The following is a 21,187-nucleotide window of genomic DNA, read 5'->3' on the forward strand; positions in this document are numbered from 1 at the left end:
GAGATCACTGGGCTTTTTGTTGTCTTTTGTCAGAAGAATGCAGCTGCTGCATTTGTTGTTTACGCTCTACATGTTCATCCGGATTTTGACGGACTTTGACATCTTTGGGCAGTTGGGGAATGATTCGACCAACCATGTCAGCGAGTTCTGAGGCAAAACCGGATATCGGATGACCTTGACGAATATGCTCACCAATTTCCTTGATTCGTTCGGAAACATCGGCATCTGCGGTAACAATGGAATCCACACCTTCCGGATCTTTGCGGAGGGCTTCGGCAACAGAGTATTTAATGGTACCCACTCGTGCTCGTTCCAGTTCACCGTCAACATCAATGCCAACTACGGCTGTATTGCCAAGAATGACACAGTTGGCATCTTTAACACCTTCCACTTGTTTGGCAAGTGTTTTGAGGTGGGTGACCCTTTTTTCATTTGGCATCCGATCAGCCGTGGTGTTGTTCTTGACGTTTTTCTCATGAACCTCACCTGTATTCTCGGTCAGATGATCCACAGCAGAAGGGTGCAACCGATCCTCCTGAGTATTGAGCATGTGAGATCCTTTACGTTGATCTTGCTGAGTTGTAACATTTCCTCCGTAGCCTTTGGCATGCTGACCTTGTTGCTGCGAGGCATTACGCGTAGAACTGTTGCAGCCTGTAAGTATAAAGATCAGAAGCAGCGTGCAAATCCAATATTTCATAAATGTTCATCCTTTCCTGGAGTTTTTCAGAATGGTTGACAATTATTTTGTCCTAGTCGAATACATTTATGTATGGGAGCATGATTGTCCATGCCGCTGCTGAAAGATCACACGATCAAAGATGAACTTGGGAAAGGAAAAAAGGACTGCCCATGTATGGTAACACAATGATTTAATCTGGCATTCCCGAGTTTACGTTCTAGTCCATGCCTTTAACGACGCCGCTTTGGAGGGGATTGAATGAAAAAGATTTTTGTATTGGATACGAACGTGCTTCTGCATGACCCCAATGCCATATTTGCCTTTGAGGAACATGAGGTAATCATTCCCGCGGTTGTACTGGAGGAAATCGACTCCAAAAAGAGAAATGCCGATGAAATTGGCCGCAATGCCCGCAATGTATCGAGACTTCTTGATGGGTTGCGTGAACTGGGGCATCTGCACAGTGGGGTACCATTGGCTAATGGAGGCAATCTGAAAGTGGAACTGAATCACCGCAGTTTTGTGAAAGTACAGGAAATGTTTGGAGAAGTATCCAATGATAATCGGATTTTGGCCGTCGCCCTGAATTATCAGATTGAGGAAAATGAGAAAGAGGTTGTCGAGCGACAAGTGGTTCTGGTCAGCAAGGATGTGCTTGTTCGTATCAAAGCGGATGTACTCGGCCTATTCACACAGGATTACTTATCTGATCGGACGGCAGGTCTCAGTGAATTATATCCAGGATATACTGCACTGAAGGTTCATCCTTCGGTCATTGATGAGTTTTACACATATCGCTTTCTACCGATCAAACCGTTACAGTTGTCTTATTCGCTTTACCCGAATGAATTCGTAATTCTCAAGGATGAGATGGGAACCAATAAATCAGCTTTGCTCAAAGTAAATACAGAGGGAACGAAGCTGGAGCCACTTTTCCTGAGTAATGATAATGTATGGGGCATCAGTGCACGTAACGCCCAACAGCGTATGGCTCTGGAACTGCTTTTGAATGATGACATTCCACTGGTCACGATTACCGGGAAGGCGGGAACGGGGAAAACCTTATTGGCGCTTGCTGCGGGATTACTTAAAGTGGAGGATGACCATAAGTATAAAAAATTATTGATCGCTCGCCCGGTTGTTCCAATGGGGAAAGATATCGGTTATCTACCCGGAGAAAAAGAAGAAAAACTGAGACCGTGGATGCAGCCGATTTATGATAACTTGGAATTTTTGTTTGATACCAAAAAAGCAGGCGACATTGATAAAATTTTGATGGGTCTTGGCAGCATTCAGGTTGAAGCTCTCACTTATATTCGTGGGCGTTCCATACCAGGACAGTTCATCATCATCGATGAAGCGCAGAATCTGTCTCGCCATGAAGTGAAGACCATAGTATCGAGGGTGGGCGAAGGCAGTAAAATTATTTTGATGGGTGACCCTGAGCAAATTGACCACCCTTATCTGGATTCGGCAAGTAATGGTCTGACGTATATTGTGGAGCGATTCAAGCAAGAGGGGATCAGCGGACACATCATGTTGGAAAAAGGAGAACGTTCCAAGCTGGCTCAGCTTGCCGCGGATTTATTATAGGATTACGGGTAGTTTATTTCCCGGAAAATGTTTCTATTGAACCGGCTCTTAGAGTCGGTTTTTTTGCTGAAAAAATATAAATCAGTTATTGCACAGAACTCGATATGCTCAAAGTATGCAAAATATCGGAAAACAGTTTTTTGGCAGGATAGGACAAGAGCACTACTTATTTGTTACAATGAACGTTGCAGGAAAAAATTAGGGGAGCAAGGAGGAGAAGTTAATGAAGCGTGGACATCAGGTAATATTGTTCGCAGTACTGCTTCTTTCGTTAACGATTCTGTCTCCCAGCTTTGATTTTAGAGGTTCACAGCTTAATCAGGAACGGGATCAGGAAAAAGATGCATTTCCTAACACTTCATCTCGAAATGAGGACCATCATGCCCCTTTAGAGATTGTAGTGTCAATGTCTGAGAAAGACTTTCAGTCGTTTAAAAGAATGGCAAATGAAGTAGCAGATGCTCAACATGTGGAAATTAATCTGCGTAATTTAGAGCCGGATACATATAAGCGAGTGCTTGATAATCAATTTTCGGTAGGTGAAAGCGGAGATATTATTCTTCTGGACAGTGCGGAAGTTCAATACCATGCCAAAAAAGGACATCTGTATCCATTAAACGGTACAACGCTGTCCAAGTCTTTGGGAGAAACGGTGGTGGGCTTGCGGGAAATGACAGAGTGGAATGGTTACCAATGGGGGATGCCGTTTGATTTTGATCCCTATGTAATCGCAGCTCGCTCTCCATTCCTTGAAAAAGCCGGTTTGGAAGGTTTGCCTGAAACTAAGGAACAGTGGGTTAAACTAGTACAACAGGCAGCGCAAAATAGAACGGATTTAATTAGAATAAACTTGAGTGATCTTCACGCGGTAAGTGCATGGTTGAATCAGTTTGAACCAGGCATGGCCCCTGACAAAATTAAGAAAGCGCAAACTTCTTCACAAATGGAGGCATACCAACAGGTCATACAACTACTGGATCAGATCCAGCCATATATTACAGTCGAATCAATAAATCCGACCCTCTCTGCTTCTAATGATCAGACGGATGCTCCTATGGTAGTAACGTTACTGTCTCGTTTGTTAAGCGGAAATCAAAGCGTGGCAGGCGAACAGGGTTCAATGGAGAGGATAGCTCTCAGTAAGTTGGAACCTCTAGGATCAAGAAGCCTTGTAATCGCAGCTGGCTCACTTGAGGCGGAAGAGGCCAGCCGCTGGATAGAAGGTATGACTTCCTCTTCCGTGCAATCGGAGTGGTACCAACAGGCTAGCTATTTACCAGCAAAGCAGCAGGAACTAGATCTTGAGTCACAGAAACTAATAGCAAAATATAATACGACTGATATAAAATCTTGGTTTCCAGCTGAATCTTCACAGTCTTTAATGACTGAAAGTCTTATACAAACTTCTGCCTTTCACAAGAAGATCCAACAACTTCTCGCGGGAGAGATCACGGCCAATCAGTACGTAAAAAGCATTATCGCCCTGCAGAGCGAATCAAAATGAAATAGCAAGCTTCACTTCAAGTATGCCTTCACTTGTGGAAACCTCAGTGGCTTTGACAAACGACAGAATTTTCTGTGGGTAAAATCCGAGATCGAATTCCCGTTCCAGCATACGACGTGTAGTATCGGGGAGCTCTAACTGATTAAACACAAGTTTATCCACATGAAAACGAATTGAATTCTGCGGTTCATTCTCGACCGTATAATGACCTTCAATACTTAATTGCAACTGATCACGCTGTCCCGAGGCGGTAATCCGATCTTTTTCAAACTTGAAGGCGAAGTCTTCGAAGATGGGATTTTGGGAACGAAGAAACGTATTCAGTTCATCTTGTCCAATGCGAATCGTGTATGTCGTTCCGGTAGTGGAGATTCCTCCGTTCTGTTCCTGGATAAATTGCGGCAGGTTCTGCATGGCTGATGCCAATGCTTTGAAGTATCGCTTGACCTCGTAAATGCCGATGTTCTCCCAATAGATGGTTAACTCATCCATCAATTTCTGCATGGCTGCAGCATCCCCGCTGGCAGCTACTTTTCCGTCCACTTCTTTTTGTAAGGCAAGTACGCGTTGACGTTGGTTTTGAAGATTGTTTTTTAGTTCAGACAGTTCTGAAGAGGTCTGGTTAATCTGGGCAGACGTTTGCTGCATGGCGCGATATCGATCCTGATACTTGTCCAGAACAGCCTGATCCCTGCCAATAATAATCTGATAGTAATCGTATAGAACAAACAGGTCTTTAAAGGATCTTGCCCCCAGAACCGTCATCAAGAGACTATCACGCTCTCCGGTATAGTAGGATCTTACAACTGCACCCGCACGGTCTTGCTGAGTATGTATCTGTTCTTTTTGTTCCTGAAGCTGAATGGATAACGTCTGACGCTGTTCGTCCAGCTGTTTTTGTCTTTCTGCAATACGTTCGATTTCATGATCGATTTCGACGATGGATAGGCTTTGTTGCAAAATTTCGCGTGTATCCTCAGAGGAAGGCTCTCCGTAGGCATAAGTCCAAGGTAGCTGGATCAAAAATATAATGCACACAATAAAGCCAGGAATGCCGTATCGACGTTTCACCTATCATTCTCCTTTCCTTATCTAAATAGATGCGAACCGGCTTATCTCTTCCAGACAATATATGAAATAAATACGTGAAATATCCGTAGTGGTTACATAACACAAAGAATAGTCATTTAATCTGAAAACGACAAAAAAGCAATCCGACTATAGCCGGATCGCTTTGATGCTGCTGGCGGATTAAAGCGGCAATCCCATTTCGAATACGGTCCAGTAGCTGAACCCTGTGAAAGTCACGATCATATAACCCCAGAAGAGCAATATGTACGTACGTTCGGTGAATTTCAAATATCCCAAAATGACAAAAAACGCAGTCTGCAGGAAAAAAAGCAAAGCCATTTCGACCAAGTCTCCCGCAAAAGCCATTAGGCCAATCGCTAGCGTGAAGAACCCGAGTACCCGAAACATGCGCGCCACGGTAAGTCCTCCTCTCCTATGTACGTTCATAGATTGTCTACACAACATTATACCGGGAAAGGAAAATGGTGTAAACAAATTTGGATATGAAAGCGAATTCTTTTTTAACCAAAACGAGTTAACGTATAGTTTGTTTTGTATATGCAACGTATGAGCACACATAAATGTGGAAATACATTTTAGTATGAAATCAATTCTATGAACTCTATGAGAGGCATAAGAATGAATGAAGCAGCTTTTATACCTAATTCACATGCCGGGAAATCGGTAATGGGGACGGTTATTTTAGGATGTTGTTAGGAGGGTATTATAGCATGACTGCAGTGAGACAGGATGCTTGGAGTACAGAGGACGATTTGATTTTGGCAGAGGTTACTTTGCGTCATATTCGGGAAGGAAGCACACAACTGGCTGCTTTTGAAGAGGTTGGCGAAAAAATAGGCAGAACCTCTGCCGCTTGCGGTTTTCGCTGGAACAGCTGTGTACGTAAGAAGTATGAGTCTGCCATTAGCAATGCTAAGGCTCAACGACAAAAGCGGAGTTATCTCCGCAAACAACCGGTTTTGCTTGGACCACAGGTAGCAGCTTTGTCTACCCTGGATACGGAAGAAAATCTGTACAAAGCTGATGGGATTTCGGATGACTCTCTATCCATTGATGCTGTTATACGATTCTTGCGGCAATGGAAGGGAACAGTGCAGGAAAACGGTCGCCAGCTTAAGATGCTTGAGAAAGAGCTTCGTGAAAAAGAGGATGAACTTCATGAACTGCGTTGCGAGAATGACCGTCTGTCCAAGGAAGTGAATGAAGTACAGACCGATTATCGTGTCGTAAATGACGATTATAAAGCATTGATTCAGATTATGGATCGTGCTCGTAGACTCGCATTTCTGACGGAAGAAGAAGAGGAACTCAAAACGAGATTCAAAATGGACGCCAACGGGAATTTGGAACGAATTGAATAATCGGAAAATGTGTTTGATGATCAGCATTAGATTAGGCCTGTCACACCTCCGTTACATAACGGCGGGGTTGACGGGTTTTTTGTTTACCGTTTTTGTTCTATTATAGATAAAAGCAACTATTGGAGCAGAGGTAGGGATGCAGCATGATCATTGACGTTGTAGGATCAGGGTCACTGGGTCTTTTGTATGGAGGAAAGCTTCAGGACGCAGGTAATGTGGTTCGATTTTGGACCAGAACGGCTGAACAGGCGGATAAACTAAGTATAGAAGGATTTAAGATCATCGAAAGGGAGAAAACCATCCATATTCCACCTAACCATATCCAGGTCAAGCCGATTACGGAGTTAACCCGAGTGTGGGAAGACTTACCTGGAGATTGGCTATTATTAATGGTGAAGCAGACAGCAATACATGATGTTATTCGTGAAATTGGTTCGTTGGCGAAGCAATCCATAAACATCGCATGTTTTCAAAATGGGGTCGGGCATCTGGATCATGTACAATCCAACTTGCCGCACTCCAATATATACAGCGTCATAACCACGGAAGGGGCGAAACGTCAGCAGGATGGGGTCATTCGTGCTGGTAAAGGGGAGACCTGGATAGGCAAAAGTGAAGAGAAACCTTACTCAGCCCTAATGCCAATGGATCAGAATGAGTCCATTCGTTTACAGGGACTTTTGCAACAGGCAGGATTTGGCTGTACAGTGTCGAATGAAATCGATAAGCTTATTTATAGGAAGCTGTTAATCAATGCTGTCATTAACCCACTTACTGCGATATGGCGTATTCCCAACGGTGAGTTAATTAAAAAGGAAGAGCGAATTGTATTTATGCGTCAGCTATATGATGAGGCGTCAGCAGTATACAAAGCAAACGGAATACTTTTAAATGTAGATATGTGGGAACAAATACTCTCCGTCTGTCGTTCTACAGCCTCGAATACATCTTCCATGCTTTCGGATGTTCTGCATGGACAACCAACGGAGGTGCAAGCCATTAACGGTCAAATCGTAAGGCTGGCGTGTCAATGTGGCCTGACTGCGCCGATGCATGAAGTACTGCTTCATCTGATTGAAGGTATGCAACCGGAAGGAGTGAGTTAATGGGATTTTTTATAGTGTTGAGCATACTGCCGTTCTTTCCGTTTTTTCTGGTTTATTGGATCATGTATGGATGGAAGAAAGATAAGCGTGTGGCGTTGCGCTCGGCCATGGATGTGACAACCGTATTCCTTATTTTCTCTGTGTCGGCGTTATTCAACTTAACATTTGATTCGAATTTTGGATTTTATTTAACACTAATACTCATACTAATAGCACTTGGATTCATCGGCGGAGCGCAAAATCGACTCAAAGGTAAGGTCGATGGGGGTAGAATGTTCCGGGCCGTTTGGCGCATGGCTTTCGTAATAATGAGTTTTGGGTACGTTTTGTTTACTATATTTGGACTATTTAGATACTTCTTGAAACAGATGTGAGGATACATAACGCAAAAGGGCTAAAAAATGTGTCGATTTTGTCGAAAACTGAAAAAAACATTACTTTCTGAAAAAGTAATGTAGATTTTTTTGACCGGTGGTTGTATAATCTATAAACATATACCACATCAATTTAGGGGGAAAGTGTTAGATGAAAAGGAAAAGTCTATTAGTCCTTTTGACGCTGATTTTGGCGTTCGGTACCGTACTTGCAGCGTGCGGTTCGAAAAACGAAGGCACAGGTAACACCGATAATGGTTCTGCAACCGAAGGAAATGGTCTTGCTAAAGATCAAGTCTTGAAAATTAACCTGTCAGCTGAACCTCCTACGTTGGACCCGGCTCAAGCAAAAGACAGCCAAACCAACACTGTTCTGAAATTCTTGTATGAAGGTCTTGTGCGTATCGGCGCTGATGGCAAAGAAGCTCCAGGCGTTGCTAAAGACTGGACAATCTCCGAAGACGGTCTGAAATATGTTTTCAACCTGAACCCGGATGCTAAATGGAGCAACGGCGATGCAATCACTGCCGAAGACTTTGTACGTTCTTGGGAACGTGCGTTGAAACCGGAAACAGCTTCTCCATACGCTTACCAATTGTATTACATCAAAGGTGCTGAGGGTTACAACCTGAGCAAAGACGAAACATATAAAGGTACTAAAATCACAGACTTCTCTCAAGTAGGGGTTAAAGCTACTGATGAGCACACGCTGGAAGTAACGTTGGAAAACCCAACACCTTACTTCTTGGGTCTTACAGCATTCTACACGTACTACCCAGTACACAAGTCTGCTGACACGAATGACAAATTCTTTACAGACTACAAAAACATGATCGTTAACGGACCATTCACAATGGATCAATACGCTAAAGGTCAAAAAATCGTCGTGAAGAAAAACGAAGGCTACCATGCAGCTTCCGATATCAAATTGTCTGAAATCAACATGTCCCTGACAAACAGCAGTGCTTCCGAACTGCAAGCTTACAAGTCTGGACAATTGGACTATACAGGTGCACCTAACGGTGAAATTCCTTCCGACCAAATTCCTTCTGTAAAAGCGGAATTGCCGGACGAGTTTAAAGCTACAGGTATTGCAAGTACGTACTACTATCAGTTCAACGTTAATGAAGCTCCATTTAACAACGTTAAAATCCGTAAGGCTTTTGCAATGTCAATCGAGCGTCAATTGATTGTTGACAAAGTAACACAAGGTGGACAAATTCCAGCTTTCGGCTTTGTACCTCCAGGTATCCGCGGTGAAAACGGCGAATTCCGTGATGAGCACAAAGATGACTACTTCACTGAAAACGTAGAAGAAGCTAAGAAATTGCTTGCTGAAGGTATGAAAGAAGAAGGTTACACAACATTGCCAGCAGTAACATTGATCTATAACACTAGTGACGGCCACGCGAAAATCGCTCTTGCTGTTGCTGACATGTGGAAGAAAAACCTTGGTGTTGACGTGAAAACGGAAAACCAAGAGTGGGGCGTGTTCCTTGAGAACCGTCAAAACCAAAACTTCCAAGTGGCTCGTGCAGGCTGGTCTGCGGACTATAACGATCCATACAACTTCTTGGAAATGTGGACTACTGGAAACACAAACAATGATTCCAAATTCAGCAACGAACAGTATGACAAAGATGTTAAAGAAACTGTAAAATCGGCTGATCCAGCTACGCGTATGGCTGCATTTGCTGATGCAGAGAAAATTCTGATTCAAGATGAAATGGGCGTAATGCCGATCTATTACTACACAAATGTATCTTTGACTAAGCCTTATCTGAAAGGCGTACAACTTGATTTCAGTGGAGCAATTGACTTCACTCGTGCATATCTGGAAGAGAAATAAGTTGTTCTGAAGTCTATATGATTACTTCGGGATATATATGTGGAATTCCATATATATCCCGATTTTTTTGTATGTGCACCGATTTTCCTTATAATTCTTGAAATTTCCGATAAATGGATTGGACATTATTCTTGTCTAATTCTACAATCGATTTGTATACAAAATATTGTTTGTGGAGGTGTGCAAGGGTTGGTTAAGTACGTGCTGAAAAAACTACTATTTATGCTGCTATCGCTTTTCATACTCGCATCAGCAACCTTCTTCCTGATGAAGGCCATTCCAGGTGACCCTTTTACATCCGAGAAAAAAGTCTCACCTGAAATTCGGGCACTTTTGGAAGTGAAGTATGGTCTGGACAAACCGATGTATGAACAATACCTGAAGTATATGGGTGGAATTATCAAAGGTGATTTCGGGGTTTCGATGAAATACCTGAATCAGGATGTATCTGGTATGATTACTCAAACGTTTACAGCATCGCTGAAGCTTGGAATCTTTGCGATTATTATCTCAATTGTTGTGGGTGTCTTGCTGGGGCTTCTTGCCGCAGTTTACCATCGCAAGCTGATTGATGATATTACGATGATCCTCGCTGTTATCGGGATTGCTGTACCGAGTTTCTTGCTCGCATCCCTGGTACAATATGTGTTCGCATTCAAACTCGGCTGGTTTAACGTTATGGGCTTCGATGGCCCACTCGACTATGTGCTTCCAGTTGCAGCCTTGTCTGCATCACCAATTGCCTTTATCGCTCGTTTGACGCGTTCAAGCATGTTGGAAGTGTTGCATGCAGATTACATCAAGACAGCCAAAGCGAAAGGCTTGAAATGGCCTGCTATCATGTTTAAACACGTTTTACGGAACGGTATTCTACCAGTCGTTACTTATGTTGGTCCGATGACAGCGAATATTATTACAGGTTCGGTTGTTATTGAACAAATCTTTAACATTGGTGGAATTGGTAAAGTATTCGTAGAGAGTATTACGAATCGTGATTATACGATGATTATGGGGATTACAATCTTCTATGGTATTCTCTTGATGCTTGCACGTTTCCTGACGGATATTGCTTACGTGCTGATCGATCCTAGAATTAAGCTAGAAAGCCGGAAGGGGGCATAACGTTGTCTGGCACGAATAAAAACAATAATGAAACGGTGAACACAGGCCTGGATAGTCAGGCAGCGTTGAAATCGCAAGAGAGTGTATCGCTATTCAAAGACGCTATGTATAGACTTGCAACCAACAAGGCCGCTATGATTAGTTTGGCTGTTCTAGTCCTTGTTGTCATTTTCTCTATGATTGGTCCAACTTCGTTGTTCTCAAGCTATAATTATTATTCCAATGATTTGTTGAATGCCAATGCCGCACCGAGTGCGGAACACTGGTTTGGAACAGATGAACTCGGTCGTGATGTATGGGTAAGAACCTGGGTAGGTGCACGTGTATCTCTTACTGTAGGTCTAGCTGCTGCTTTAATTGACCTTGTTATCGGGGTAATTTATGGAGCAATTATGGGCTTCTACGGTGGGCGTGTTGACGGCATCATGAACAAGTTCTCCGAGATCCTGTACTCCCTGCCTTACATGCTCGTTGTTATCTTGTTGCTGGTTGTACTGGAGCCAAGTCTGACAACGATTATCATTGCTCTTACCATTACAGGCTGGATCAGCATGTCCTGGATTGTACGTGGTGAGATTATGCAACTCAAAAACAGAGACTTTATTCTTGCGGCTCGTTCCATGGGCGCAAGCACAGGACGTCAGCTTTTCCGTCATTTGCTGCCAAATGCTATTGGACCCATTCTGGTCACATTGACTTTGTCCATTCCAAATGCGATTTTTGCTGAAGCATTCCTGAGCTTCCTCGGATTGGGTGTATCTGCACCTAAATCTTCCCTTGGATCCATGATCAATGATGCACTTACAGGCTGGACGCTGTATCCTTGGCGGATGTGGTTCCCTGCAGGTTTGATGGTTATGACAATGCTCGCATTTAACTTGCTTGGTGACGGCTTGCGCGACGCGCTTGATCCGAAATTACGTAAATAGAAATAGGAGGTGGGATTATGGAGCCGATTTTAACAGTCAAAGACTTGAGTGTGTCGTTTACGACGCGTTCTGGTGAATTTGATGCCGTTAAAAATGTGAGTTTTGAACTTGGCAAAGGAGAGACGCTGGGGATCGTAGGTGAATCTGGTAGTGGTAAGAGTGTTACTGCCCAAACCATCATGAAATTGATTCCCTCCCCGCCTTCGAAGGTCAAAAGCGGAGAAATTACTTTTCACGGGCAGGACCTGCTGAATAAGACAGATAAACAGATGGAAGCCATCCGTGGTAAAGACATCGGCATGATCTTTCAGGATCCAATGACTTCTTTGAATCCTACCATCAAAATTGGTAAGCAAATTACCGAGGTACTGCGCAAGCATCAGAATATGTCCAAAAAAGAAGCTGAAAAAAGCGCATTGGAAATGCTCGAACTTGTAGGCATCAAAAATGCCGAAGTGCGTATGAACCATTACCCGCACCAATTTTCCGGTGGTATGCGTCAGCGTGCTATGATTGCGATTGCCCTGGCATGTCGTCCTTCCCTTCTGATTGCGGATGAACCAACAACTGCGCTTGACGTTACCATTCAGGCTCAGATCCTCGATCTTATGAAGGACATGCAGCAAAAGCTTGGAACTTCCATCATGCTTATCACGCATGACCTTGGTGTAGTTGCAGGAATGTGTGATCGTGTTGTCGTTATGAAGGAAGGCGAGGTTGTCGAAACAGGAACAACTGCCGAAATCTTCAGCAACCCTCAGCATCCATACACGATTAAATTGCTGAATGCTCTTCCTCGTCTGGACGAGCCTAAAAAAGAAAAGCCTGCTCCAGTTGGTATTATCAAAGGTGCCAACAAGCCGCTAGTCCAAGTGAAGAACCTGAAACAATACTTCAATTTGGGTAAAGGCAACATTCTCAAAGCGGTTAATGATGTCAGCTTTGATATTTTTGAAGGCGAAACACTTGGAGTTGTAGGGGAGTCTGGCTGTGGTAAATCCACAACTGGCCGTACAATTCTGCGCCTTTATGAGCCAACAGGCGGAAATGTTAACTTTAATGGAACGGACATCTACAAGCTGTCTCCGCGCAAGATGAAAGAAATGCGTAAAGATATGCAGATGATTTTCCAGGATCCTTATGCTTCCTTGAACCCACGTTTCAACGTTATGGATATCATCGGTGAATCTCTTGATATTCATGGTTTGGCGTCAAGCCGGGCAGAGCGGAAGAGACGCGTTGAAGAATTGCTGGATCTTGTAGGTCTGAATCCTAGCCATGCACTCCGTTATCCACATGAATTCTCTGGTGGTCAAAGACAACGGATCGGGATTGCCCGTGCACTGGCTGTAGACCCTAAATTCATCATCTGTGATGAGCCATTGTCTGCCCTGGACGTTTCCATTCAGGCTCAGGTCGTTAGTTTGCTTGAAGAACTTCAGCAACGCCTCGGCTTGACGTACCTGTTCATTGCGCATGACTTGTCCATGGTTAAGCATATCAGTGACCGTGTAGCTGTAATGTACATGGGTAAAGTGGTGGAGTTGGCAGAAAGTGAAGAACTATATGCTAATCCGATTCACCCTTACACCAAAACATTGCTGTCTGCGATCCCTGTACCTGATCCGGAAGTAGAAGCGAGCAAACGTCGCATCTTACTGCCGGAAGAACAAGCACTTAAGAATGGATCTGGTGGTCCTGCAAATGATCCATACAACCTGGAGAATGCTCAATTGATTGAGGTATCCAAAGGTCACTGGGTTTCAGAACCTTACGTATAAAAGTACAATTTGTATTTGGACTTATCCATGAATATCAAACCGCCGACTTTGTTCGGCGGTTTTTTATTTTTTGATGCACTTTCTTTTGACGAAAAGGGCTCACATTCGGTACAATCAAGTAAGCTCTTTGAAGCAGAATAGGAGGCAGACCTCATGAAAGGTATTACCGAGGCACTCCGCAGCGGAACGAGACTTGCAGAAGACTATGTCTGTTCAAGGGATGCTGCGCGTGGCCTTTACGAGTATGACATTCGCTGGGAATCGGGGCTACATACACGTGCCGAGTGGCTGGACCAATCGGAGAACACACGTGTACCTCGTCAAAGTCTGGCAGAGTATCTACGTATATATAATAAACGGGTGAATGATCATGGTGCAGTCCATGAATCCATCACACGTCTCGCGGAACAAGATGCGTTGGTTGTTACGGGAGGGCAACAAAGCGGCCTGCTCACAGGTCCGTTGTTTGTAATTTATAAAGCGGCAAGTGTAGTTGCAGCTGCTCGGGAAGCGGAGAACAGGCTACAGCGGCCGGTCGTTCCCGTTTTTTGGATTGCAGGTGAAGACCATGACTGGGATGAAGTCAACCATACGTATTTACCTGATCCCAACGGAGAGATGAAGAAGCTCAAGTTACAGGGGCGATTCGCAGGAAGGGATTCCGTGAGTTATGTCCATGTGGAAACGGAGCAATGGATGAATGTGTTAGATCAGGTGGAACAAGTGTTGCCAGATACGGTCCATAAATCAGGATTGATGAAGCTGATCACCGAAATCCATCAGTCGAGCTCGAACCTGAGTGATGCGTTTGCCCGATTAATTTCAGCCTTGTTTGGAAGTAGTGGACTTATTCTGATGGATGCAGCAGATCCAGACTTGCGCCGACTGGAGCAGCCTGTATTTGAGCGATTAATTCGTGAGAATGAGACATTACGCAATGCATACTCACATGGCGCCTCTGTGCTGGAACAAGCCGGATATGCAATGCCTGCTGAAGTCGCGGAAGATGGGGCCAATTTGTTTTACATACATGATGGAGCACGGTTGCTTCTGATGTTGAAAGACGGATTGTACAGCGACCGTAAAGGTCTGGTTTCATTTACAGAAGAGCGGCTGCTTCAGGAACTGGCTGAACATCCTGAGCGGTTTAGCAACAATGTATTGACACGGCCTTTAATGCAAGATTCCATTTTACCTGTAGCGGCTGTTATTTTGGGTCAAGGCGAGATTGCATATTGGGGGTTAACGCGTGAGGCGTTTCGCCGTTTCGGATTACAGATGCCGATCTTACTTCCACGTTTGTCCTTTACCATTATGGAAGATGTTCATCACAAACATATGAAACAGTACGCTCTTTCTTTCCAGGACGTTCAATATCATATGGAAGAAAAGAAGGAACAGTGGCTGGCAAAGCAGGAGACCTTCCAGGTCGATGAACAATTTGAGCGAGTTCAGCAAGCATTTGCCGACTTATATCGTCCATTGCTTGATCAGATCGCAGAGATTCATCCTGGTCTGGAACGTATTGGAGATACCAATATAGGCAAGATCATCGAACAGATGCAGTATCTGCAACAGCAGACCCACAAAGCCATCAAAGATAAACACAATGTGAGTCTAAAACACTGGAACGGGATGCAAAACTCACTCTTTCCCATGAACAAACCCCAGGAAAGAGTACATAATGCACTCTTTTACCTGAACCGTTATGGAACCGAGTGGATTGGACAACTGATTGAAAGTCAGAGCGAATTCCGTGGACAACACCAAGTAATTACATTGTAGTTACCTTTTATAATAGAAGGAATTTATAATCGAGGAGGATGAGGAATGGCTACCCCTGCATTGCAAAACAGTATCGTTAAGGATATGGGACTCGCTTCGGAAGGTCATCTGAAAATTGATTGGGTAGAAGCGCATATGCCGGTGTTGAACCGCATTCGTTCTCAATTTGAACAGGATCTTCCGTTTAAAGGTTTGAAAGTAGCCATTTGCCTTCATCTTGAGGCCAAAACAGCTTATCTGGCGAAAGTCATTCAAGCGGGTGGTGCAGAAGTAACGATTACACACAGCAACCCATTATCGACACAGGACGATGTTTGTGCCGCTCTGGTGGAAGACGGCGTTACCGTTTATGCCAAACATAATCCGGACCCTGTAGAGTTCAAGGAATTGCAACTCCGTGCACTTGAAGTCAAACCTGATCTGATCATTGATGATGGCGGCGACTTTGCCACCATTATTGCATCTGAACGTCCTGATCTTGCTGCCACGATTCGTGGCGGAGCAGAGGAAACGACAACGGGCATCATTCGTCTGAAAGCTTTGGCGAAAGAAGGACAATTGCGCTTCCCGATGGTTGCAGTCAATGACGCTTATTGCAAATACCTGTTTGATAACCGTTACGGTACAGGTCAGTCTGCATTCGATGGTATTATCCGTACAACCAATTTGGTCGTTGCAGGAAAGAACGTAGTTGTAGCCGGTTACGGATGGTGTGGTAAAGGTGTAGCGATGCGTGCTAAAGGATTAGGAGCCAATGTAATCGTAACTGAAATTGATCCCATTAAAGCCGTAGAAGCACATATGGACGGATTCCGTGTGATGACGATGGTGGAAGCTGCAAAATTGGGTGATTTCTTCATTGCTGTAACCGGCAATAAAGATGTGATTACTGGAGAGCATTATGATGTGATGAAGGATGGAGCAATCCTGAGTAATGCGGGTCACTTTGACGTGGAAGTGAACAAACCTGAACTTGCTAAACGTTCCGAATCGATTCGTACCGTACGCCGCAACATTGAAGAATATCGCTTCAAAGATGGCCGTAAAATGTATTTGCTGGCTGAAGGACGTCTCGTAAACCTGGGTGCAGCCGACGGACACCCAGCCGAGATTATGGATACAACGTTTGCATTGCAAGCGCTGGGTCTGCGTTATGTGAGCGAGAACTATGCGGAACTAGGTAAAAACGTTGTTAACGTACCTTATGACATTGACCAACAGGTTGCCAGCTACAAACTGGAAAGCTTGAATATTGCCATCGACTCCCTGTCAGCCGAGCAGGAAAAATATCTGGACAGCTGGAAATTCTAAGAGGCATCCAATAATTACAAGCTGATTAAGTGCTTCAAAGGGTTTAAAATGGTTTATTAATGATACGGCTCATATGCGGGTGTACGTGCAATTGCCCGTAAACGGGAAACGTCTTTGATCCTGAGTGACAGGATCAAAGACGTTTTTTTGCGATTACTAAATTAAAAAAAAGTAAAGCAAGCAAGAAGGGTTTTGATTTTTTTGTGCGAATCTATTATGCTTAGGTGGTGGAAAGTGGGGCAAAGTGGGAGAAACGGGTGAGGAGTGAGTGGGCCAATGTTTATGGGGGAGTTCCAACATAGCATTGATGATAAGGGTCGGGTCATTATTCCGGCTAAATTCCGCGAATCTCTGGGACCGTCTTTCGTTGTCACACGGGGTTTGGACCAGTGTCTTTTCGTGTACCCCATGGAGGAGTGGGGGGTCATGGAACAGAAGCTCAAAGCACTGCCACTGATGAAATCTGATGCACGTGCGTTTACCCGGTTTTTTTTCTCGGGTGCCACCGAATGTGAATTGGATAAACAGGGCAGGGTAAATTTGCCGGGCAATCTTAGAGAGTATGCCAAGCTGGACAAGGATTGCGTTGTTCTTGGCGTGTCGAACCGGGTGGAGATTTGGAGCAAAGGCATATGGGAGAGTTATTTCAATCAATCCGAAGAAGCATTCAACGACATTGCCGAAAAGCTGGTCGATTTTAATTTTGATCTATAAAGTCAGGAGGGGTGCAGGTTGTTTCACCACATAACCGTACTCAAAGAAGAGGCAACAGAGGGTTTAAACATCAAGCAGGACGGTATATACGTGGACTGCACTTTAGGCGGTGGCGGACACAGCTCCGTGATTGCATCCAAGCTCGGTCCAGGGGGGCGTCTGATCGCACTGGATCAGGATGATTGGGCTTTGGATAACGCGCGTGAAAAATTGGCTCCGTATGGAGAGCAGATTACATTGGTCAAAACCAATTTTCGTGATCTGGAACAGGTTCTGAAAGATCTGGAAGTACCGATGAAAGATGGCGTGCCGCAAGTAGACGGTATTTTGTACGATTTGGGGGTATCATCACCGCAGTTCGACGAAGGAGAACGTGGATTTAGCTACAATCATGATGCTCCGTTGGATATGCGTATGGATCAGGATGCATCCCTTACCGCCAAAGAGATTGTTAATGAATGGCCGGAAGAGGAGATTGCCCGCATCTTGTATCGCTATGGTGAAGAGAAATTCTCTAGAAGAATTGCTCGTGTCATTGTTGAAAAACGAAAGCACTCCCCGATTGAGACTACTGGTGAACTGGTGGAATTGATCAAAGAAGGCATTCCGGCCGCGGCTCGTCGAACTGGAGGACATCCAGCGAAACGCAGCTTTCAGGCATTGCGAATTGCGGTTAATGATGAGCTTGGCGCGTTCGAAGAAGGGTTACATCAGGCCGTTCGGTGCTTGGCACCAGGCGGACGTGTATCTGTTATTACTTTTCACTCACTTGAGGACCGGATTTGCAAACAGATTTTTAGCAGTTATCTGGAGAAATGTACATGCCCTCCCGATTTCCCGTTATGTGTTTGCGGCGGTAAGGGTGTCATGCGTTTAGTGAACAGAAAACCGCTGATTCCAACGGAAACGGAACTGGCCGAAAACTCCCGTGCTCGTTCAGCGAAGCTGCGCGTAGCCGAGAAACTGTAAACCAAGAGCGGAGGAGAGAGTCGGAGTATGGCATATACACGTGGTAATCTAGCAGTGAAAGAAAAAGCGTCCCAAGAACGTGTGACCCAGCAGCGGTACAAGGAAACCACCAAGGTGGTGACCCGTCGTACCGGTCTTCCGGCACGCGAGAAATTTTTGTATTTGATTACTCTGGTTGCTGTCATTGTTGTGGGTGGTGTAATGATGTCGCGTTATGCTCACATTTATGATCTGAATAAGCAGGCACAGACGACGTTGTCCGATGTGAGAGAAGCAGAGAAAACCATTGCAGATCTGCAAGTGGAAAAAGAAAGACTGAACAATCTGGTCATCGAGAATGCTCGCAAACTTGGTTATGTTGAGGCTTCCGGCAAGGATGTCATTTTTGTACCTCGCTCAACAAGTACAACGAATTCGGCAGGTACTGAATCGTCTTCGGATACAGCGAATAACTAGAGCATTTTGTATCAATCCATAATGAGACTTCCTATCAGCAAGATGAGGATCGAAATACTGCTATTCGTCAACATCTTGCACTTGGGAGTGAGGTGGATTTGAAATACACAAAATGCTGAAGCAAAAGAGGTGTACCGATGGTAAAAAGAATAAAGATGCGCACGCTGCTTATAGGGGGATGTATTACCCTCTTTTTTCTTGTATTAATAACCCGCATTTTTTTTATTCAGGTTGTTAATGGCAGTATTTGGCAGGAGCGAGCGGCTGGTTTGGTCGAACGCGAACAAACCATCAAGGCCAGTCGTGGGACAATTACAGACCGCAATGGTAATATACTGGCGACGGATGCACCTGCTTACACGGTGTCGGTAAACCCAGAGATGATTAACCAGCTCGGGATTGAAGATGTGGTTATTAAGGAATTGTCTGGTTTGTTGGGGAAAAACGAGAGCGAAATGCGTGCACTTGTAACAGCCAAAAAAGAGGATGGTTCATTCTTTCAGCAACGTGAAGTACGAAGTGAAGGATATAAAATCAGCCCTGAATTAGCTGCTAAAGTAGATGCATTTCGTGAAAAACTGCAGGATGACTACAAGGCTAAAAACGCGATTGTCATGACACAAGAGTCGAAGCGATATTATCCCGAGGAAACGCTCGCCTCTCATCTACTGGGATACATGAGCCGTGATGGCAAGGCTGTTAATGGACTTGAGGTTTCGTATGATGAACAGCTTACAGGTACAGATGGTTATCTGAACTATCAGAAGGATGCCAAAGGTATTAAGCTTCCTGACTCCCAGGATAATTATCTTCCTCCGCAGAACGGGAACAATCTGAAGCTGACGATCGATGATACCATTCAGTACTACATCGAAGAAGCGATGAAAGAAGCGGTAGCCCAGTACAATCCACTGAGCATGACTGTCATCGCAGCAGATCCTAACACCATGGAAATCTTAGGTATGGCCAATTGGCCGACCTTTAATCCTAATACGTATGGGGAAACACCTGATCAGAAAAACTTTATTAACCATGCGATACAATCCATCTATGAACCAGGGTCTACTTTTAAAATTGTTACTCTGGCGGGGGCGGTTGAAGAGAAGCTGTTTGATCCAAATGCAACATTTGAATCCAAACGGGTATACATCGGTGGCTATCCAATCAGTGATAACGGCCACGCCTATGGCCGAATTTCCTACTTGGAAGGTGTCAAACGTTCAAGTAACATTGCGTTTGTTAATCTGGGTTATAACATGCTTGGTGGTGAACGGTTGCGTCATTACATAGACCAATTCGGTTTTGGTAAAAAGACGGGCATTGATCTGCCGAGTGAATCAGCCTCACCAATCAAGCCGCTGGTTTATAAATCAGAAATTGCCACAGCAGCATATGGTCATGGTCTTGTACAGGTAACGCCAATCCAGCAGGTAGCAGCCGTTTCGGCCATTGCCAACGGTGGCAAACTTATGGAACCGCATCTGGTGAAAGAAATAATTAACCCGAATGACGGTACATCAGAAGTAATCAAGCCGAAGGTTGTTCGTCAGGTTATTTCCAAGGAGTCTTCCAAACTGGTGAGCGGGTATCTGGAACAGGTCGTAGCAGACCAAACCATTGGTACAGGGCGTAATGCATACATTGAAGGTTATCGCGTGGCTGGTAAAACGGGTACAGCAAGAAAAGTTGTGAACGGGACATACAGCAAATCGAAGGATGTCGTTTCTTTTATCGGGTTTGCACCTGTTAATAATCCCAAAATCGCGATGTTGATTGTGATTGACCAGCCTGATGGATCCAATATTGGGGGAGGGACTGCAGCAGCTCCGGTATTCAAGAAGATTGTAAGCCAGACTCTTCAGTATATGGGAGTTCCCAAAGACACGGTGAAGACCACTGACAAAAAGTCAAAAACAACTCCGGTTGTTCAAGCGAAAGCTCCTGACCTGTCAGGTAAAACAGCCAAACAGGCCAGAAGCCAATTATTGAACGCAGGAATTGCCTATGAGACGCTTGGTCAAGGTGAAAATGTCATTCGCCAGTATCCTGTGGCGGGTGCAGCCATGAATCCTGGCCAGCGAATCTATCTGCTCACCGAAGAGAGCAGCAAGATGAAGATTCCTGATCTGACTGGCGAATCTCTCCGGGATGCCCTTGAAGTGCTTTCTCTTATGAAAGTGGGGGTAACCGTTAAAGGCGAAGGGTATGTCGTAAAACAAACGGAGCAGGTATCAGGCGAACAGAGAACGGTTGAGCTTTCGCTGCAGACGGCCAAAGCGGCAGTTACCGGTATAGCAGATGAAGCCCCCGAGTCTTCTGATCCAGCATTAGGTGACGAGACTAACAATCAGGGAGCAGCTAATGGTACGGAGAACACCGAAGAAACGGGCAAAACGGATACTACAAAACCACCTTCAAATGAGACAAAATCGTCTGCCAACACATCGGACGAGGGTTCGCTCCCATAGAGATCACTGACAGCTTGTTCTAACCCCCGGTTGTCCTGAATATTCATGAATGGAACACAATCATGATTTTGGGACGAGTGGGGGGATCTTT

The 21,187-nt window shown here is 44.7% G+C and carries 18 protein-coding genes; 15 read left to right on the top strand and 3 right to left on the bottom strand.

Going from position 1 to position 21,187, the window contains the following annotated elements:
• Positions 1 to 4 precede the first annotated feature (4 nt).
• Positions 5 to 700 (bottom strand): YhcN/YlaJ family sporulation lipoprotein, encoded by a 696-nt coding sequence (locus P5G61_RS01565; RefSeq protein ID WP_301243780.1) that lies wholly within the window; start codon positions 698 to 700, stop codon positions 5 to 7.
• 240 nt (positions 701 to 940) lie between these two features.
• Here P5G61_RS01565 and P5G61_RS01570 point away from each other — a divergent pair, with 240 nt between their 5' ends.
• Complete coding sequence (locus tag P5G61_RS01570) at positions 941 to 2,275, top strand: PhoH family protein (protein WP_024628438.1); 1,335 nt, start codon at positions 941 to 943, stop codon at positions 2,273 to 2,275.
• Between the two features lie 223 nt (positions 2,276 to 2,498).
• On the top strand, positions 2,499 to 3,779 hold the full coding sequence (locus P5G61_RS01575; RefSeq protein WP_301243783.1) for an ABC transporter substrate-binding protein: 1,281 nt from the start codon (positions 2,499 to 2,501) through the stop codon (positions 3,777 to 3,779).
• Here P5G61_RS01575 and P5G61_RS01580 read toward each other — a convergent pair.
• Complete coding sequence (locus P5G61_RS01580; RefSeq protein WP_301243785.1) at positions 3,771 to 4,850, bottom strand: coiled-coil domain-containing protein; 1,080 nt, start codon at positions 4,848 to 4,850, stop codon at positions 3,771 to 3,773. The two genes, P5G61_RS01575 and P5G61_RS01580, sit on opposite strands and share 9 nt — an antisense overlap.
• A 180-nt stretch (positions 4,851 to 5,030) precedes the next feature.
• Complete coding sequence (locus tag P5G61_RS01585) at positions 5,031 to 5,267, bottom strand: DUF2626 domain-containing protein (protein WP_017687281.1); 237 nt, start codon at positions 5,265 to 5,267, stop codon at positions 5,031 to 5,033.
• A gap of 314 nt (positions 5,268 to 5,581) precedes the next feature.
• On the opposite strand from P5G61_RS01585, the gene P5G61_RS01590 reads away from it, so the two are divergent.
• From P5G61_RS01590 to P5G61_RS01650, 13 genes are all read left to right on the top strand, one after another.
• Positions 5,582 to 6,232 (top strand): RsfA family transcriptional regulator, encoded by a 651-nt coding sequence (locus tag P5G61_RS01590; protein WP_301243791.1) that lies wholly within the window; start codon positions 5,582 to 5,584, stop codon positions 6,230 to 6,232.
• A gap of 143 nt (positions 6,233 to 6,375) precedes the next feature.
• The gene (locus tag P5G61_RS01595; RefSeq protein WP_301243793.1) at positions 6,376 to 7,338 is read left to right on the top strand and encodes a ketopantoate reductase family protein; all 963 of its coding nucleotides are present in this window, start codon (positions 6,376 to 6,378) and stop codon (positions 7,336 to 7,338) included.
• A complete protein-coding gene (locus P5G61_RS01600; RefSeq protein WP_079349626.1) occupies positions 7,338 to 7,712 on the top strand; it encodes a DUF3397 domain-containing protein in 375 nt (124 codons plus the stop codon). Before P5G61_RS01595 ends, P5G61_RS01600 begins: the two co-directional genes overlap by 1 nt.
• Positions 7,713 to 7,863: 151 nt before the next feature.
• A complete protein-coding gene (locus P5G61_RS01605; protein WP_301243796.1) occupies positions 7,864 to 9,561 on the top strand; it encodes a peptide ABC transporter substrate-binding protein in 1,698 nt (565 codons plus the stop codon).
• 189 nt (positions 9,562 to 9,750) lie between these two features.
• A complete protein-coding gene (locus tag P5G61_RS01610) occupies positions 9,751 to 10,683 on the top strand; it encodes an ABC transporter permease (protein WP_301243798.1) in 933 nt (310 codons plus the stop codon).
• 65 nt (positions 10,684 to 10,748) lie between these two features.
• The gene (locus P5G61_RS01615) at positions 10,749 to 11,612 is read left to right on the top strand and encodes an ABC transporter permease (protein ID WP_373456220.1); all 864 of its coding nucleotides are present in this window, start codon (positions 10,749 to 10,751) and stop codon (positions 11,610 to 11,612) included.
• Positions 11,613 to 11,629: 17 nt separating this feature from the next.
• A complete protein-coding gene (locus P5G61_RS01620) occupies positions 11,630 to 13,393 on the top strand; it encodes an ABC transporter ATP-binding protein (protein WP_301243801.1) in 1,764 nt (587 codons plus the stop codon).
• 153 nt (positions 13,394 to 13,546) lie between these two features.
• Positions 13,547 to 15,178, top strand: coding sequence for a bacillithiol biosynthesis cysteine-adding enzyme BshC (bshC, locus tag P5G61_RS01625; RefSeq protein WP_301243803.1), 1,632 nt, complete (start codon positions 13,547 to 13,549; stop codon positions 15,176 to 15,178).
• 45 nt (positions 15,179 to 15,223) lie between these two features.
• On the top strand, positions 15,224 to 16,489 hold the full coding sequence (locus P5G61_RS01630; RefSeq protein ID WP_301243805.1) for an adenosylhomocysteinase: 1,266 nt from the start codon (positions 15,224 to 15,226) through the stop codon (positions 16,487 to 16,489).
• A 276-nt stretch (positions 16,490 to 16,765) separates the two neighbouring features.
• Positions 16,766 to 17,203 (top strand): division/cell wall cluster transcriptional repressor MraZ, encoded by a 438-nt coding sequence (mraZ, locus tag P5G61_RS01635; RefSeq protein WP_017687291.1) that lies wholly within the window; start codon positions 16,766 to 16,768, stop codon positions 17,201 to 17,203.
• 18 nt (positions 17,204 to 17,221) lie between these two features.
• Positions 17,222 to 18,172, top strand: a complete 951-nt coding sequence (gene rsmH, locus P5G61_RS01640; protein WP_301243807.1) for a 16S rRNA (cytosine(1402)-N(4))-methyltransferase RsmH — start codon at positions 17,222 to 17,224, stop codon at positions 18,170 to 18,172.
• 27 nt (positions 18,173 to 18,199) lie between these two features.
• Positions 18,200 to 18,628: a hypothetical protein gene (locus tag P5G61_RS01645; protein WP_301243809.1), complete on the top strand. Its 429-nt coding sequence runs from the start codon at positions 18,200 to 18,202 to the stop codon at positions 18,626 to 18,628.
• Positions 18,629 to 18,765: 137 nt separating this feature from the next.
• The gene (locus tag P5G61_RS01650; RefSeq protein WP_301243811.1) at positions 18,766 to 21,096 is read left to right on the top strand and encodes a penicillin-binding transpeptidase domain-containing protein; all 2,331 of its coding nucleotides are present in this window, start codon (positions 18,766 to 18,768) and stop codon (positions 21,094 to 21,096) included.
• Positions 21,097 to 21,187: the final 91 nt, after the last annotated feature.

Source organism: Paenibacillus vandeheii, assembly GCF_030433635.1.
Lineage (GTDB): Bacteria > Bacillota > Bacilli > Paenibacillales > Paenibacillaceae > Paenibacillus > Paenibacillus vandeheii.

Coding starts and splice junctions, on each gene's coding strand:
- P5G61_RS01565 (WP_301243780.1), bottom strand. CDS start 700: ATGAAATATTGGATTTGCACGCTGCTTCTGATCTTTATACTTACAGGC.
- P5G61_RS01570 (WP_024628438.1), top strand. CDS start 941: ATGAAAAAGATTTTTGTATTGGATACGAACGTGCTTCTGCATGACCCC.
- P5G61_RS01575 (WP_301243783.1), top strand. CDS start 2,499: ATGAAGCGTGGACATCAGGTAATATTGTTCGCAGTACTGCTTCTTTCG.
- P5G61_RS01590 (WP_301243791.1), top strand. CDS start 5,582: ATGACTGCAGTGAGACAGGATGCTTGGAGTACAGAGGACGATTTGATT.
- P5G61_RS01595 (WP_301243793.1), top strand. CDS start 6,376: ATGATCATTGACGTTGTAGGATCAGGGTCACTGGGTCTTTTGTATGGA.
- P5G61_RS01600 (WP_079349626.1), top strand. CDS start 7,338: ATGGGATTTTTTATAGTGTTGAGCATACTGCCGTTCTTTCCGTTTTTT.
- P5G61_RS01605 (WP_301243796.1), top strand. CDS start 7,864: ATGAAAAGGAAAAGTCTATTAGTCCTTTTGACGCTGATTTTGGCGTTC.
- P5G61_RS01620 (WP_301243801.1), top strand. CDS start 11,630: ATGGAGCCGATTTTAACAGTCAAAGACTTGAGTGTGTCGTTTACGACG.
- bshC (WP_301243803.1), top strand. CDS start 13,547: ATGAAAGGTATTACCGAGGCACTCCGCAGCGGAACGAGACTTGCAGAA.
- P5G61_RS01630 (WP_301243805.1), top strand. CDS start 15,224: ATGGCTACCCCTGCATTGCAAAACAGTATCGTTAAGGATATGGGACTC.
- mraZ (WP_017687291.1), top strand. CDS start 16,766: ATGTTTATGGGGGAGTTCCAACATAGCATTGATGATAAGGGTCGGGTC.
- P5G61_RS01645 (WP_301243809.1), top strand. CDS start 18,200: ATGGCATATACACGTGGTAATCTAGCAGTGAAAGAAAAAGCGTCCCAA.
- P5G61_RS01650 (WP_301243811.1), top strand. CDS start 18,766: ATGGTAAAAAGAATAAAGATGCGCACGCTGCTTATAGGGGGATGTATT.